Source organism: Aquibacillus kalidii (assembly GCF_014280935.1).
In the GTDB taxonomy this organism is placed as follows: domain Bacteria; phylum Bacillota; class Bacilli; order Bacillales; family Amphibacillaceae; genus Aquibacillus_D; species Aquibacillus_D kalidii.
The window spans coordinates 158295-172733 of sequence record NZ_JACLZI010000036.1 but is presented as its reverse complement, the minus strand read 5'-3'; the positions used below and the strand labels follow the sequence as shown (position 1 = coordinate 172733).

16 protein-coding genes and 1 pseudogene are annotated in these 14439 nt (G+C 34.6%); 12 read left to right on the top strand and 5 right to left on the bottom strand.

All coding sequences use genetic code 11. From position 1 onward, the window contains the following. Nucleotides 1–19 precede the first annotated feature (19 nt). A complete protein-coding gene (gene glnA / locus H7K77_RS08520) occupies nucleotides 20–1351 on the top strand; it encodes a type I glutamate--ammonia ligase (protein ID WP_186577381.1) in 1332 nt (443 codons plus the stop codon). Nucleotides 1352–1630: 279 nt separating this feature from the next. Here glnA and H7K77_RS08515 read toward each other — a convergent pair whose 3' ends face one another. Beyond that, nucleotides 1631–1846, bottom strand: coding sequence for a hypothetical protein (locus H7K77_RS08515; protein WP_186577380.1), 216 nt, complete (start codon nucleotides 1844–1846; stop codon nucleotides 1631–1633). Between the two features lie 375 nt (nucleotides 1847–2221). Between H7K77_RS08515 and H7K77_RS21025 the strand changes: the two genes are divergently transcribed. Further along, a complete protein-coding gene (locus H7K77_RS21025; protein WP_235988883.1) occupies nucleotides 2222–2497 on the top strand; it encodes a hypothetical protein in 276 nt (91 codons plus the stop codon). A 455-nt stretch (nucleotides 2498–2952) separates the two neighbouring features. Here the strand turns inward: H7K77_RS21025 and H7K77_RS08510 are convergent, their stop codons facing one another. Then, entirely contained in the window at nucleotides 2953–3768 is an 816-nt protein-coding gene (locus H7K77_RS08510; protein ID WP_186577379.1) for a hypothetical protein, read from the bottom strand. Nucleotides 3769–4292: 524 nt separating this feature from the next. Here H7K77_RS08510 and H7K77_RS08505 point away from each other — a divergent pair. Beyond that, entirely contained in the window at nucleotides 4293–4838 is a 546-nt protein-coding gene (locus H7K77_RS08505; RefSeq protein ID WP_235988882.1) for a restriction endonuclease, read from the top strand. Nucleotides 4839–5005: 167 nt separating this feature from the next. Here the strand turns inward: H7K77_RS08505 and H7K77_RS08500 are convergent. Next, a pseudogene (locus tag H7K77_RS08500) lies at nucleotides 5006–5708 on the bottom strand (IS4 family transposase); the annotation flags it as partial. A 556-nt stretch (nucleotides 5709–6264) separates the two neighbouring features. Here H7K77_RS08500 and H7K77_RS08495 point away from each other — a divergent pair. Continuing rightward, nucleotides 6265–6933, top strand: a complete 669-nt coding sequence (locus H7K77_RS08495; protein WP_186577378.1) for an abortive infection system antitoxin AbiGi family protein — start codon at nucleotides 6265–6267, stop codon at nucleotides 6931–6933. Nucleotides 6934–6990: 57 nt separating this feature from the next. On the opposite strand, the gene lexA is transcribed toward H7K77_RS08495, so the two are convergent. Beyond that, a complete protein-coding gene (gene lexA, locus H7K77_RS08490; RefSeq protein ID WP_186577377.1) occupies nucleotides 6991–7614 on the bottom strand; it encodes a transcriptional repressor LexA in 624 nt (207 codons plus the stop codon). A 284-nt stretch (nucleotides 7615–7898) separates the two neighbouring features. Between lexA and H7K77_RS08485 the strand changes: the two genes are divergently transcribed. The 8 genes from H7K77_RS08485 to H7K77_RS08450 all read left to right on the top strand — a co-directional run bounded on the left by H7K77_RS08485 (nucleotide 7899) and on the right by H7K77_RS08450 (nucleotide 13912). After that, a complete protein-coding gene (locus H7K77_RS08485; RefSeq protein ID WP_186577376.1) occupies nucleotides 7899–8564 on the top strand; it encodes a YneB family resolvase-like protein in 666 nt (221 codons plus the stop codon). Nucleotides 8565–8660: 96 nt separating this feature from the next. Continuing rightward, nucleotides 8661–8900, top strand: coding sequence for a DUF896 domain-containing protein (locus tag H7K77_RS08480; protein WP_186577375.1), 240 nt, complete (start codon nucleotides 8661–8663; stop codon nucleotides 8898–8900). Between the two features lie 150 nt (nucleotides 8901–9050). Next, nucleotides 9051–11051 (top strand): transketolase, encoded by a 2001-nt coding sequence (gene tkt / locus H7K77_RS08475; RefSeq protein ID WP_186577374.1) that lies wholly within the window; start codon nucleotides 9051–9053, stop codon nucleotides 11049–11051. 177 nt (nucleotides 11052–11228) lie between these two features. After that, a complete protein-coding gene (sirA, locus tag H7K77_RS08470) occupies nucleotides 11229–11657 on the top strand; it encodes a sporulation inhibitor of replication protein SirA (protein WP_186577373.1) in 429 nt (142 codons plus the stop codon). Between the two features lie 69 nt (nucleotides 11658–11726). Continuing rightward, nucleotides 11727–11945, top strand: a complete 219-nt coding sequence (locus H7K77_RS08465; protein WP_186577372.1) for a YneF family protein — start codon at nucleotides 11727–11729, stop codon at nucleotides 11943–11945. A gap of 259 nt (nucleotides 11946–12204) precedes the next feature. After that, nucleotides 12205–12909 carry a cytochrome c biogenesis CcdA family protein gene (locus tag H7K77_RS08460; protein ID WP_186577371.1) on the top strand — a complete coding sequence of 235 codons (705 nt, stop codon included), beginning with the start codon at nucleotides 12205–12207 and terminating at the stop codon, nucleotides 12907–12909. A 57-nt stretch (nucleotides 12910–12966) separates the two neighbouring features. Beyond that, nucleotides 12967–13392 (top strand): Na(+)/H(+) antiporter subunit B, encoded by a 426-nt coding sequence (locus tag H7K77_RS08455; RefSeq protein ID WP_186577370.1) that lies wholly within the window; start codon nucleotides 12967–12969, stop codon nucleotides 13390–13392. A gap of 58 nt (nucleotides 13393–13450) precedes the next feature. Then, a complete protein-coding gene (locus tag H7K77_RS08450; protein WP_186577369.1) occupies nucleotides 13451–13912 on the top strand; it encodes a CcdC family protein in 462 nt (153 codons plus the stop codon). A gap of 10 nt (nucleotides 13913–13922) precedes the next feature. On the opposite strand, the gene H7K77_RS08445 is transcribed toward H7K77_RS08450, so the two are convergent. Then, complete coding sequence (locus H7K77_RS08445) at nucleotides 13923–14351, bottom strand: DUF2621 family protein (RefSeq protein WP_186577368.1); 429 nt, start codon at nucleotides 14349–14351, stop codon at nucleotides 13923–13925. Nucleotides 14352–14439: the final 88 nt, after the last annotated feature.

Here is a 14439-nt window from a genome sequence, read left to right as displayed (position 1 = left end):
ATAAAAAGGAGAGGAAAACATGGGATTAACTAGAGAACAAATTAAGCAAAAAGTCCAAGAGGAAAACGTAAAATTTATTCGTTTGCAGTTTACTGATTTACTAGGAACTATCAAAAACGTAGAAATTCCTCTAAGCCAACTAGATAAAGCATTAGATAATGAAATGGCGTTTGATGGATCGTCAATTGAAGGATTTGTACGTATTGAAGAATCTGATATGAAATTATATCCGGATCTAGATACTTTCTTAGTATTTCCTTGGACTTCTGAGAAGGGGAAAGTTGCTAGATTCATTTGTGACATCTATAAACCTGATGGTACACCATTTGAAGGTTGCCCACGTTATAACTTAAAGCGTAATCTTAAGAAAATGGAAGAACTAGGATTCTCAGCATTCAACCTTGGTACAGAACCAGAATTCTTCTTGTTCAAACTAGACGAAAAAGGTGAACCTACACTTGAATTGAATGATAAGGGTGGTTATTTTGACCTAGCTCCTACTGATTTAGGTGAAAATTGCCGTCGTGACATCGTGCTTGAATTAGAAGAAATGGGTTTTGAAGTGGAAGCATCTCACCATGAGGTAGCGCCAGGTCAACATGAAATCGATTTTAAATATGCGGACGCTGTAAAGCACGCTGATGATATTCAAACTTTCAAATTAGTAGTTAAAACGATTGCTAGAAAGCATGGCTTACACGCTACATTTATGCCAAAACCATTGTTTGGGGTGAATGGTTCTGGTATGCACTGTAATATGTCATTATTTAAAGGAAAAACAAATACGTTCCTTGACGAAAATGGCCCATTACAGTTAAGTGAAACAGCATATCAATTTATCGCGGGTATCATTAAACACGCTTTAAGCTTTACAGCGGTAACAAATCCGACAGTTAACTCTTATAAGCGTTTAGTACCTGGTTATGAAGCTCCTTGCTATGTTGCATGGTCTGGAACTAATAGAAGTCCACTGATCCGTGTACCTGCTTCACGTGGTTTAAGCACACGTATTGAAGTACGTAGTGTAGATCCAGCGGCAAATCCTTACCTAGCAATGAGTGTTTTACTAGCTGCTGGTTTAGATGGAATTGAAAATAAACTTTCCGCACCTAAAGCTGTGGATCGTAATATCTACATCATGGATAAAGAGGAAAGAGAAGCTAATGGCGTTCAAGATCTACCTGCAACACTAGCTGCTGCGCTTGATGAATTGAAAAAAGATTCTATTATAGTTGATGCATTAGGTGAGCATATCTTCGAACACTTTGTTGAAGCAAAAGAAATTGAATGGGATATGTTCCGTACTCAAGTTCACCCTTGGGAAAGAGAACAATATATGTCTACTTATTAAGAAGAAGGAACCCTTGGCGCACTATGCGTCAGGGGTTTTTCGTTGTTTGGGGCAAAGGTTAATTTATGAAGGGATAGGTCGTCATGCCTCTAATATGCCCCTAAAAGAAAATAAAAAAATATCATTTCTTTAAAATACTATCCATGTATTCTTCAAACTGAGCAGTATTTTTTTGTTCCATTTTCTTTGATACATGAGAGTTACTAAACGTATTACGGATAATGTAAATGAATTTCTGGTTAAGTCTTTGAAGATCAGTTGAAAGAATTAGAGTCTTCGTTAGATCAAGAAAAGAATTAAGAAAAAAGCCCTCACAGATAGTGGGGGCTTTTTTCTTAATTCTTTTCTTTGTTGTAGTAATTCCTTGAATTCTTCTATATCTTCTTCTGTAGCCTGGTTCTTAATAAAACTACGAGCACGGGAACGATTGCTTAGATATTTAGCGCGTTCTTTGTTTTTGGATTGCCATTTCTTATGCACTTCTGTTTGACTCATCGCTTAATCGCTCCTTTTCTTCCATAAGTTTCTTTTTAGTTCGTAGTTAGGTTCCATATTCCAAGTGTGACAATTATTATCAGAAATATAATAATTAATATTACCGTCCTATTTAAGGGCGGTTTTTTACATGTTTAATCTTAAAGATATCGATTAATATCCAATAATTGACGTTCCATTTTTGTAAATAGTATATGAAACGGACTCACCACTCCAGAAATGGATGTTAAATTAACAGTACTTCTGTTATCCACTTCATTAAAGAAGTTCTCTGTTAAAATTTAATACCTCCATTTGTATAATCCGGTGAGAAAGTATAACCAAATTACTTATATGAGGTCTAGTTCTGTGGGGAGCATTATCGTAAGCATCAAATTGCTTAAATTTCCCCAAATAATGTCTCAAGCTTTCCACCACACTCATTTGTTAGACCTTCGACAAATTTCAAGGATTCATTTTGACCATAACTTACCGTTTAACGTTCAAGATGTAGTTTCTACGGGTATGACTCTATTAGGTTTTGTAGCCCGCTTTGTTTTGCTGAGGATGGCCTTCGTATTTGTACCAAAATTAATAAGGTTAATTATAACTTCTTTTGCAGCTATAAAAGTGGTGGTGAAAATTCAACCAAAGAAGTCTATCACGATTTAAGACAGAAATAAAATAAGAAAATATAGCACCAATGAAACAAGCGACACTAGAAACGAAAAACACTCTATGAAAGTAAGCGTCAAATAATCCCCACCTATTTTCAGATGGGGATTATTTGATGCTTACTCATAATTATATAGAAAGAAAGGTATAATTTCTTCAAAATTTGAGGTATTATACCTTTTTACATTAATTAGGATGACTTTTTCAGTGGCCTCCTCTAAAAGATAGTTATTTTTCCTTCCCTTCAAGGTTCTATTTGTTTGTTCTACTTTTCATAACTTCTTTTAGAATCTTGTACAATAACACTATTATGGTACAAACAGTTAAATCTATTGGTACTGAATACAAGAATGCTTGTATTGTAGTTGTACCAAAATTCAATAGAACTAGGAAGTTACTTATTGATATCAAACATAGTATAAATATAACTAAACCCATGAAGTTACCTCCAATTACCACCCAATAATATCTGCTGTTGATCTAAAATTGCTAGAACTTGAAGAATAAGTTACACTCGTCATGCCAATGCTCACACCATAGCTGACAGTTCCCGAACTACTTTCATCATCAGCATAGCTAATGCTGATTGTACGATCAATTTTGCTACCTACTGGCTTAGCTTTAAAATAGCCATTACCTTCATAGTCATGAGGAATAGTTCCAAAACCACTCATCTTAAAAGAATGACCAGAATAATCCGACTTAGAAGCTCGATCTATAAAGTATGAAGTAGTTGAACCTAAAGGTCCGAAATCTCTCATCCATAAATTTAATGTGGCACCAGAAACGTTATCCCAATATCTATTATTTATTGCAAATCCAAAAGAATCATTATCCAATTCTACGTTCTCTTTCCAGTAGAAACTTGGATAGATACTGTATGTTCCATCGCTATTCTTCCAACCTGTTGCATCAAATTCCAAATCGCTGGTAGAGATGTACTGAGTAGAGAAATCACCGTCACGGTTTGGTAACGAAGCTGCTGTTCTTTCTGTATACCCATCAAATATAGAATCATCTTCTAATGTGGTATAAATTGTGTACTTACCTCGGTAGCTTAAATTATTTAACACATCTTCAGGCATACCTCGATCTGTTAAGAATGTGTCTATTGTAGCTTCATCAATATGTTCAAGGGTTTTCATTTCTACTGCCACTTCATCATTCTTATCCTTTTTTCCCTTTATTTTTGCACTAGCAGTACCTGCGAAAGTCATACTTAAAACAAGAACTAGCAACGTTAGTAGTAATAGATTTTTTTTAAACACTTTTATCCCTCTCCCTACATTTTTATATTTATGAAAGGTGAATGCTGCCGGCAAGCCTTCATCCCCTTTCAATAATAAGACGTAAGAATGCTCAAAGAGGTTCCATTTTAGTTAAATTTTTCCATAAAAATTAATACCAACTAATCAGCGTCACATACACTTACAAAAAAATCCACTATTTGATCATCCTCTATATTAATATCCAGATTCTCGATTGTTAAAATTATAAATATTTTTGGATTGTTTTGTTCGTCTATAATCATTTCTTCATTGTCGGTTAACGCCTAACAATTAGTCCATCGTAAGTGTCAATAATGTTATTTTCATCTAATTGATATACTTCCTTCCTTTTAATAAAATCTGTCTCATCGGATAAAAGTATATACAGGAAATGACAAATGGGAATAAAGTCATCTCCATTAATTAAGGTGATGTAACAATATACCTATTATTTGTAAATTTTTTGAAGGATTTCTTTAGTTGGTGTCGAATTGTGTATAGTAATAAAGGAGGGTGGAAAATAAATGGGATTCTTTGATGGGCTGAAAATGGGTATTGAGTTACTTTGGAATATGTTATCAGCAGAACCTAAGTTTACTATTTCCTTAATTGTAATCATTGTTAGTTCACTGGTAATTACATACGTTATTGAAAGCATTAAAGAAAACAGGCTTAGAAAATCCGGAATGCTAGATGTTGATAAAATGAAGGGTAGGGTTTTCGAGGAATATCTCCGTGTATTACTTAAATTAAGAGGATACAGCGTTACTCTGACAACAGCAACGGGTGATTATGGTGCTGACCTCATTTTAACAACAAAAGAAAAAAAGAAGATAATCGTGCAAGCAAAACGATACAAGAACAAGGTTGGAATAAAATCTGTACAAGAAGTTGCTTCGGCTAAAAGTCATTATAATGCGGATGAGTGCTGGGTAATTACCAATAGTTTTTATACCGAGCCTGCAAGAAAATTAGCAGTATCGAATCATGTTAGGTTGATTGATAGGAAAGAGTTAATGAAGTGGATGCTTGAGGATTCAAAAGTAACGAATGACGCTGCTGTGGAGTAGTTTACTCTAAGTTACAATACTACAACTGTTTTTACAGCTGCTATTACTAAATAGATATGAAATACAGCAACAATACGTTTACTCGAGAAATGTTGTAGAGATTTTTAATTAGACGACTCAGAAATAAATATATGAACAATTGTAATTAATTATTTTATTTAAATTACTCAACTTTCGCAGACTGAAATTGGTAGATATGCCTTGATATAGCTGGGTAAGCCTGCGATCCATTGTTGTAGTTGACTTTTGATTAGTTTTTGTACTTGTTTGTTACTCTTTTTCAAGGCATTTTCAAGAAGTTCGATTAATTGCCGTAGTGCTACAGCCCAATCAAGGTCATTGATTTCATCACATAGCTCATAAAACATACCACCTAGTGTTTGCTGGTCCGTACTACAACGGTTTTGCCATGAGAGAACAATATATCTTGCGAATACGATCGTTGTATGACTAATTAGACTGTCATAAGAACGACTTTGGAACTCTTTTTGGAGCTTCAAAAGAGACTTTGTTGTTTTAAAAAAGACTTCAATGTCCCATCGCATCCCATAAATACGGATGATTTCTTGGTCACTGAGCGTACAGTCTGTGCTTAAAATGGCTAACCACTCACTCTTTTTTATTACGATTGCGAACAAAGACAACTTTAATAGGAACGCCATTAGCTTGTTCCGTATGAATCAAACGAAGAATATCTTTCTTTTCATCTGTTGGTTTCGCTAAACAGTAGAGCTCCTTTAAGCTCACACGTTGGCCATTCACAAAGTAACGCTGCTTCAAGTTCTTCACCATGCCAATGACATTAAGCCCTTGGTCTTTAATCTCTTTTACGAGAGGTTGGTACGTGAACCAAGAATCAGTACCTACAAACTTATTAATAGTAATAACCCCTTGGCACTCTTAGTGTTGAGGGGTTTTTTGTTTAAAGGAAAGTTAATTGACGAAATTGTATTAAGGGTAGTCGCCCCCTTATATGCCCCTAAAATATATCATTTCTTTAATATTCTTTTCATGTAATCTTCAAATCTGATCAGTTGTTTCTTTCTCTTTTTGGAGAAACGTCAGAATAGACACATGATGATATTTGAATACTACTGTACCCCAAACTTTCTTGAAGTGTATTTCATATCTGCTTCAGCTTCTAATAGTATTACAGCGTGTGTGTGACGAAGTGAGTGTATGGCTAACTTTTTGTTAGCCTATTTTACTATTCAATCAAAAGTATTAAATAGAGTGATATAGGAAGAATGCTCCTATCTTTACGGGAGAATATATTAATCACTGATTTACAGGCTGGTCTTTAAAATTACTTAAAGAGAATGATGAAAAAGTAGATGTACAATAAAAAAGGTAGTATATAGAGAAATAAAATTAGTCCATAATATGACTATGTTTTTCTACTTGGAAGCTGAAATGGGGGAAAATATTGAGCAAGCCGAGATTTTACTCTAATATTTATTGGCATTTTACTGGAGGGCCTTCTACCAAAGGTAGGGATGTGGTTTGGCATGGGTATAAGAGCCTGAAAGATGTTAAAAGAAATTATGATTTGAGAGATCCATTAAAAGCGATGGAAAACCTTAAGACTATTATTTCTCAAAAAACATTAAAGGCGACAAGTACAGAGCTAGTTTCTGAGAAGGTTGAAACGAAAAAGTTTTGTTGTGTGTGCGATATACCCTTAAATGATTTGATTTATCACAGAAAATACTATGGTGATTATGCGATTGGTTTTGCATCAAAGGAAATTCATCAGCACTTTCATCCAGTGTTATATTTAGACCCATACTATGATCAGCTGAATACTAGCAAATCAACAGTTATGGACTCGAAAAAGGTTTGGGAGGTAGTAGGACTACATAAAGAAAATCCGTTAGTTAATTTTATAAAAATTACAAGCTTTGCTAAAGATTACGACCATAGCTTTTATGGAGAGAGAGAATGGCGCTGTTTAGAGGACTTTCATTTTGAGACTGGGAATGTAGAAGCTATTATTGTTCCTAAGGAAGAAGTTGAGATTATACATAATCACTTACTTAAGTATGGATATCATAACATTAGTATCTTGAGTTGGGATCTTATTAATAATATTTAAAAAAACATAAAACTACAATACGTAATTGTAATGTAGTTTTATGTTTCTAATATAATATTAATGTATATCTCGATATAAGCCTACTACTTTACCTAGAATAGAAACATTAGGATACAGGAGAGGAGCCATCGTGGCGTTCTCTGGTTGTAATCTTATATGGTCTTTCTCTTTGAAGAACCTTTTTACAGTAGCTTCCCCTTCTTCTGTCATGGCAACAACTATCTCACCATTTTGTGCAGAATGTTGCTGTCTGACAATGACCATATCCCCATTGAGTATCCCCGCTTCTATCATACTTTCCCCTTCGATAATTAATACAAAGATCGTATCGTTAGGATTTGCTATATTGCTAGGAAGAGGCACATATTCTTCGATATTTTCAACTGCAGTAATAGGAATACCAGCTGTAACTTTACCTATAACAGGTGCAAAGTTTGCTTCCATTTTTGGAATGCTTGCTTCATCCTCGAGTTCAAGAATTTCAATTGCACGTGGTTTGGTTGGATCTCTTCTAATATATCCTTTCTTCTCAAGTCGAGATAAATGACCATGAACAGTAGAGCTCGATGCTAGACCAACCGCTTCTCCAATCTCCCTAACAGAGGGTGGATACCCCTTATCGAGAACTTGTTCTTTAATATATTGCAAGATTGCTTCCTGTCGTTTTGATAGTTTTGTCATAGAAAGAACACCTCGTACATATTATTTATTATGGATATTATACCATGATTACCAAACATATACAAACACCCGTTCGAAAAAACAGTTGACAAGAACCTACGTTCGCTATTATTATACAAGTAGACGAACATACATTCTATTTTAAATAAAGGAGAGGTTTATTAATGTTTCAAAATCTATCAAAAGTTGATTGGTTCTACTTAGTTTTATTTGGTTTAACACTAGGATTCCTTTACGTCTCTATGGTGATTAGTTAATAAACATGTGAAGGAGTTTTATGATCTATGAGAGCTATTATTTACTGCAGGGTTAGTACTAACAAGGAAGAACAAACTACGTCTCTCCTGAGACAAAAGACTGAATTATTGGAGGTTGCGCGTAGTCAGAATTTTGAAGTGATCGAAATAATAGAAGAAAGAGCCAGTGGGTACGAAATAGAACGAGAAGGAATTTTTAAAATGCTTGACCTTTTCGCAAGAAATCAAGCAAGTACTCTTCTAATCCAGGACGAAACACGACTGGGAAGAGGAAATACTAAAATAGCGCTATTACATCATTTAACTAAATTAAAGGTAACCATTTTCTCTTTATCTTTAAAAGGGGAGTTACAGCTATCAGATTCTGATTCTATGGTTCTTCAGATCGTAAGTATAGTCGAAGAATACCAGCGGAGAATACATAATGCGAAGATTAAGCGGGGGATGAAAAAAGCGATTGAAAATGGTTTTAATCCAAGTAAAAATCTCAAAAATAAACATAAAGCATCAGGTAGGGATAGGGTGGAATTTCCAATCGAGGAGGTTATCAGATTAAGAAAGAATAACCTTACATTTTCAGAAATAAGTGCAACATTAAAAGGATTAGGCTACCCAGTTTCTAAAGCAACCGTCCATCGAAGATACAAGGAACATGTATTACTTGAAATAAATGAAAATATTAAGATAGAATAGAAAGACAAGCATCTTTTAAAAAGATACTTGTCTTTTTAATTTTTAAATTCCTGTTCATTGATGATAAAAGACAAAAACAATAAAAGGAGAATAATTATGCTTTCCAAGGATAAAATAGAGCGAATTAATACCCTAGCCAGAAAGTCGAAAAACGAAGGGTTATCTGACGAAGAAAAAATAGAGCAAAAGAAACTTAGGGAAGAATACTTAAAGAATGTCCGTTCTTCTTTCAAAAATCAATTTAAGAGCATGAAGGTTGTAGATCCAAATGGAGATGACGTAACTCCTGAGAAAGTAAAGCGATTAAAAAATAATAGTAACAGAAATCTACACTAGTTAATGGATCTTTTCGTTATTTGTAACAAATTAAGGATAATTGACATTTATTTGCCGTTATTCACATGGTAGGACTTGTTTATTATTCCATTTCATTATAGGATAATAAATGTACGTACATATTTTATGATTGGGAAAGGGGACTAATTCATGTCTAAAAATACAGAAAACTTGTCTATTAATACAATAAGAACATTGTCTATAGACGCAATTGAAAATGCTAATTCTGGACACCCTGGCTTACCAATGGGTGCAGCACCTATGGCTTACACACTATGGACTGATTTTATGGATCACAATCCGAAAAACTCAAAATGGTTTAATCGTGACCGCTTTGTCTTATCAGCGGGACATGGTTCGATGCTACTTTACAGTTTATTGCATCTTTCTGGTTACAACGTTACTATTGATGACCTAAAGGGTTTCCGTCAATGGGATTCTAAAACTCCTGGTCATCCGGAAGTACATCATACAGATGGTGTAGAAGCTACAACTGGTCCACTGGGACAGGGTGTTGCAATGTCAGTAGGAATGGCAATGGCTGAAAAACATTTAGCTGCTAAATATAACAAAGAGAATTTTTCAGTAGTGGATCATTACACATTTGCATTAGTTAGTGATGGGGACTTAATGGAAGGAATTTCACATGAATCTGCGTCACTTGCTGGACACTTAAAGTTAGGAAAATTAATTGCACTCTACGATTCCAATGATATTTCTTTAGATGGAGAATTAAATAAATCATTCTCTGAAGATGTAGCAGGAAGATTTAATGCATATGGTTGGCAGGTATTACGAGTTGAGGACGGTAATGACACTAAAGCGATCGCAAAAGCGATTGAAGAAGCAAAAGCTAATACAGATCAACCAACATTAATCGAAGTAAGAACGATTATCGGTTATGGATCACCTAATAAATCTGCATCTGCGGCTTCCCATGGAGCACCGTTAGGGACAGATGAAATTAAATTGACGAAAGAATTTTATGAGTGGGAACATGATGATTTCCATGTTCCGGATGAAGTGTACCAAGATTTTAATACCAAAATAGTAGAACGTGGACAAAAGACAGAAGCAGAGTGGAATGCATTGTTTGAAGAATACAAAGCAGCGCACCCTGAATTGGCGAAAGAATTGGCACAAGCTATTAAGGGTGAATTACCTGAAGGTTGGGACAAGGATCTTCCAGTGTACGAGACTGGTAAATCCTTGGCTACGAGAGCTTCATCAGGTGAAGTCCTAAATGCTATCGCAAAAACTGTTCCTTCATTCTTTGGTGGAAGTGCTGATTTAGCTGGATCGAACAAAACAAATATGAAAGACGCTGGAGATTTCTCTCGAAATGATTATAGTGGAAGAAATATTTGGTTCGGTGTTCGTGAATTTGCTATGGCAGCAGCATTAAATGGTATGGCGTTACATGGTGGACTTAAAGTTTTTGGTGGAACATTCTTCGTATTTAGTGACTATTTACGTCCAGCAGTTCGTTTATCTGCTATTCAAAATCTACCAGTAACTTATGTGTTAACTCACGATTCTATTGCAGTTGGAGAAGATGGTCCAACTCATGAACCAGTTGAGCAATTAGCAGCATTTAGAGCAATGCCTAACCTATCAGTTATTCGTCCAGCTGATGGAAACGAAACACAAGCGGCATGGCGCCTTGCACTAGAGTCAACTAAGACTCCAACTGCACTAGTGCTAACTAGACAAAACCTTCCTACATTAGAAGGAACTGCAGAAAATGCTTATGAAGGTGTTAAAAAAGGTGCTTATGTAGTGAGCCCAGCATCTAAAGAAAATCCAGATGCATTGTTAATTGCAACAGGTTCAGAAGTTCAATTAGCTGTTAAAGCACAAGCTGAATTAAAAGCTAAAGGACATGATGTTAGTGTTGTAAGTATGCCTTCATGGGATCGTTTTAACCAACAAGATGCAGCCTATAAAGAATCCGTATTACCAAAAGCAGTTAAAAAACGCTTAGGAATTGAAATGGGTGCTTCATTAGGTTGGGATCGTTATACTGGTGATGAAGGTAAAATTCTTGCGATTGATACATTTGGAGCTTCAGCTGATGGTGATAAAGTGATGGCTGAGTATGGATTTACAGTAGAGAACGTTGTGAAACAAGTAGAATCTTTGTTTAACTAAGTTAGTGAGGATAACCTTTGGCTTAAGTAGCCAGAGGTTATCTTTTTAATTAATTTTATCAAATGAGTATTATGACCAATTTAATTAGACAAAACTAGCGATTATTTTTTTCAGGTTATGACAACAAACTTAGGTATATTTAGGTATAATGTTTGTCAAAGTAGGAGGGACAAGCATATGCAGAAATATACAATTTTTTGGATTGAGCAAGAGTTCTGTTATCATTATTTTTATAAGTCCGAAATTCTTTTTCGATTTTTGAATGAGTATATGAATAATAATTCAAGGAACGACCTACAATCTCAGTTTGATTTTATTACGAAATCTATTCCTTATAGTAACTTGGTTACCCACATCCAGCGCTTTCACGGTAATCAAATAGAGCTTAAAGTAAATGGAAGAAAAATAGATTTAATAAAGAACAATAATAAAGTTACCTTATATTTAAAAGAGAGATCGATGATAATTAAATGTACTTCTGTTCAAGAAGCTGATTTTTTACTATTTGGTGCCTTAAAGATGTTTGATCCTAGTTTCTTCATTGTGGAGAACGGCTCCACCAATTCAGGATGGATTACACCTGTAAAGAAAGAAGCACTTCTTTAAACACTACTATTGTATTATTTTGTATGATTTACTATACTGTATGAGAGACAACATGAAGGAGGAAATATCATGGAATTATGGCTAGGAATAGTTCTTATTATAGTAGCCTTAATTGCTGGTGTCGCTTTAGGATTTTTCATTGCGAGAAGGTACATGATGAATTACTTGAAAAAGAACCCACCAATTAATGAACAAATGTTACGCACTATGATGATGCAGATGGGGCAAAAGCCTTCTCAAAAGAAAATTAATCAAATGATGCGTGCGATGAACAATCAGATTAAGTAGAATGTGTATAGGGACAACCTCTTGTAGTTAGTTGTTTACATATCGCAGCTTCTGTTTATCTAGAATGACCATAAATGGAGTGCTAACTTCAGGCTTGAGATGGACAGAATCTTACTCTGATTGGTTCAGAAATTATCTTTCAGAGGGCATTAGTAATCTTCAGAAGGATGTTTTCTTCTTATAAATCCCTTGCGCCATATAGGTGACAAGGGATTTATAATTTTATTGACTTTCTAAAAAAGAAAGTGAGGGAAAATGAATGACGGAACTTAATATTTTTGTGGCATTTGGAGCTGGATTTCTATCCTTTATTTCTCCTTGTGTGCTGCCTTTATATCCTGCATTTCTATCTTATATAACAGGAATGAGTGTCAGCGAATTAAAAGAAGATAATGGAATGTTTAATACCAAAAGCATTTTACATACAGTTTTATTTTTGATAGGTTTTTCTTCGGTATTTATCATTTTAGGATTTAATATGACATTTATTGGCCAATTTTTAACAAGCTGGCAAGACATAATCAGGCAAATAGGAGCTATACTAATTGTCTTTTTTGGGCTAGTTATTGTAGGTGTTTTTAATTTTGAATTTTTGATGAAAGATCAAAAAGTAGTCTTTAAAAATCGGCCGTCGGGTTATTTTGGTTCCTTTATTATCGGTATGGCATTTTCATTAGGTTGGACACCCTGCACAGGACCGATTTTAATGGCGGTTATTTCGATGGCTGCTGCAGATACGGACACTGGCTTGGTAATGATGGGAGCATATTCATTAGGATTTTCTATACCGTTTTTAATATTGTCTTTTTTTATAGGGAAAATGAAATGGATCAAGAAAAACGGTCCACGACTAGTAAAAGTTGGTGGATATGTTATGATATTTATGGGAATATTCTTGTTCTTTGATTTGATGACAAAACTGACCTCATTTCTTGCAGGATATTTTAATTTCAGTGGATTTTAAATGGAAAATGGTTAAAGTATATAATATGATGAGTACAGAAAAAAGGAGTTTTTAATTGTGATTAAAGAAAATGACTTAATTTTAAGAACAACTACTACATTAATCGCTTTTATCTTGTTTGGATTTTCCATCTACCTGTTTTTGGCTGGCCATAGTGCTCCAGGTGGTGGTTTTATAGGGGGATTAATGACCTCTGCTGCAATCTTGTTGATGTATATGGCTTATGGATTAAAGGCTGTAAGTAAAATCCTTCCTATTAATTACCAATTACTAATTCCAATAGGACTAACGATTGCATTACTAACGAGTATAGGATCTGTTTTCATAGGAGAACCATTTCTGAACCAAACTTTTGGTTATTTTGATCTCCCGATTTTAGGTGAAAAAGAGTTAGCAACAGCACTCCTTTTTGACCTTGGGGTTTATTTAACAGTTGTAGGTGTTTCACTTACCATTATATTGACAATTGCTAATGATCAATAACCAGTTAGATAATCGTGTATTCGTTTCTATTAACTAGAAGTCAGAAAGAGTTGATCATATGTTTTGGGCCATAGCTAGTACAGTTGTTGGTATGATGATGGCTATAGCCATGATATTTGTCAGATTAAAAGCCTCAAGAAAACCAGCAAGCGTCATGAAGATCATCTTACCACCACTTTTTATGAGTACAGGTGCACTTATGTTCATTTTCCCAATATTTCAAATAGGTTGGAGAGAAGTGGTGGAAGCAATTTTTGTTGGGATGGTGTTCTCCATTCTCCTAACCTTGACGACTAAATTTGAGATTCGTGATGGTGAGATTTACCTTATACCTTCTAAATTTTTCGTGATAATTTTGTTCGGGTTGTTACTAGTTAGGATAATTTTAAAGTGGATCATTGGCCAATCGGTTGCTGTTGGGGAGACAAGTGGAATGTTCTTCCTCTTAGCTTTTGGGATGATTGTCACGTGGCGTTTATCTATGCTATATAAGTTCAAGAAACTTCAAAAGCGACTATAGATATAACCCCTTATTTATCGAAAAGGGATAAATAAGGGGTTATATCTATTTCTTTTTCATTTAACTTTTTAATTAGGAACTTATGATCTCGTTTTGGAGTAGCTAGTATGTATCCCTCAATAAGTATATCTTGATTAATTTTAGACTTCCTTTTTTGTAGGGCTAATTCCCCAATTTTACTAGCGATTTTTTGTCTGGCAACATCTCTAAATAACTCAGGGACAGGAGCTACCAATTCCTCTAATAGAACTTTATCTTCTGTTTTCCACATATGTTTTGTTTTCTCAAAGTAATATTCTTCCCAGTCGAGGTTCGACTTTCCGTCCTCTTTCGGTAACTTCTTAAGAAACTTTCTAAACATGAAAAAGCCGCCTATCGCAAGAAGTCCTACGAGAATAAAAGTCCATGCAACAATGAATAATGAAAAACCAAATGACATGTAACCACCTATTCTTTCAAATTAACCTTTATTATAATAGAAAAGTTTTATTTTCTTCTAATTTATAGTAATATTACTATAAATTACT

Excerpts from the sequence above, each read along its gene's own strand:
- glnA (WP_186577381.1), top strand. The coding sequence starts at position 20 with ATGGGATTAACTAGAGAACAAATTAAGCAAAAAGTCCAAGAGGAAAAC.
- H7K77_RS08515 (WP_186577380.1), bottom strand. The coding sequence starts at position 1,846 with ATGAGTCAAACAGAAGTGCATAAGAAATGGCAATCCAAAAACAAAGAA.
- H7K77_RS08505 (WP_235988882.1), top strand. The coding sequence starts at position 4,293 with ATGGGATTCTTTGATGGGCTGAAAATGGGTATTGAGTTACTTTGGAAT.
- lexA (WP_186577377.1), bottom strand. The coding sequence starts at position 7,614 with ATGACAAAACTATCAAAACGACAGGAAGCAATCTTGCAATATATTAAA.
- H7K77_RS08485 (WP_186577376.1), top strand. The coding sequence starts at position 7,899 with ATGAGAGCTATTATTTACTGCAGGGTTAGTACTAACAAGGAAGAACAA.
- H7K77_RS08480 (WP_186577375.1), top strand. The coding sequence starts at position 8,661 with ATGCTTTCCAAGGATAAAATAGAGCGAATTAATACCCTAGCCAGAAAG.
- tkt (WP_186577374.1), top strand. The coding sequence starts at position 9,051 with ATGTCTAAAAATACAGAAAACTTGTCTATTAATACAATAAGAACATTG.
- sirA (WP_186577373.1), top strand. The coding sequence starts at position 11,229 with ATGCAGAAATATACAATTTTTTGGATTGAGCAAGAGTTCTGTTATCAT.
- H7K77_RS08465 (WP_186577372.1), top strand. The coding sequence starts at position 11,727 with ATGGAATTATGGCTAGGAATAGTTCTTATTATAGTAGCCTTAATTGCT.
- H7K77_RS08460 (WP_186577371.1), top strand. The coding sequence starts at position 12,205 with ATGACGGAACTTAATATTTTTGTGGCATTTGGAGCTGGATTTCTATCC.
- H7K77_RS08450 (WP_186577369.1), top strand. The coding sequence starts at position 13,451 with ATGTTTTGGGCCATAGCTAGTACAGTTGTTGGTATGATGATGGCTATA.
- H7K77_RS08445 (WP_186577368.1), bottom strand. The coding sequence starts at position 14,351 with ATGTCATTTGGTTTTTCATTATTCATTGTTGCATGGACTTTTATTCTC.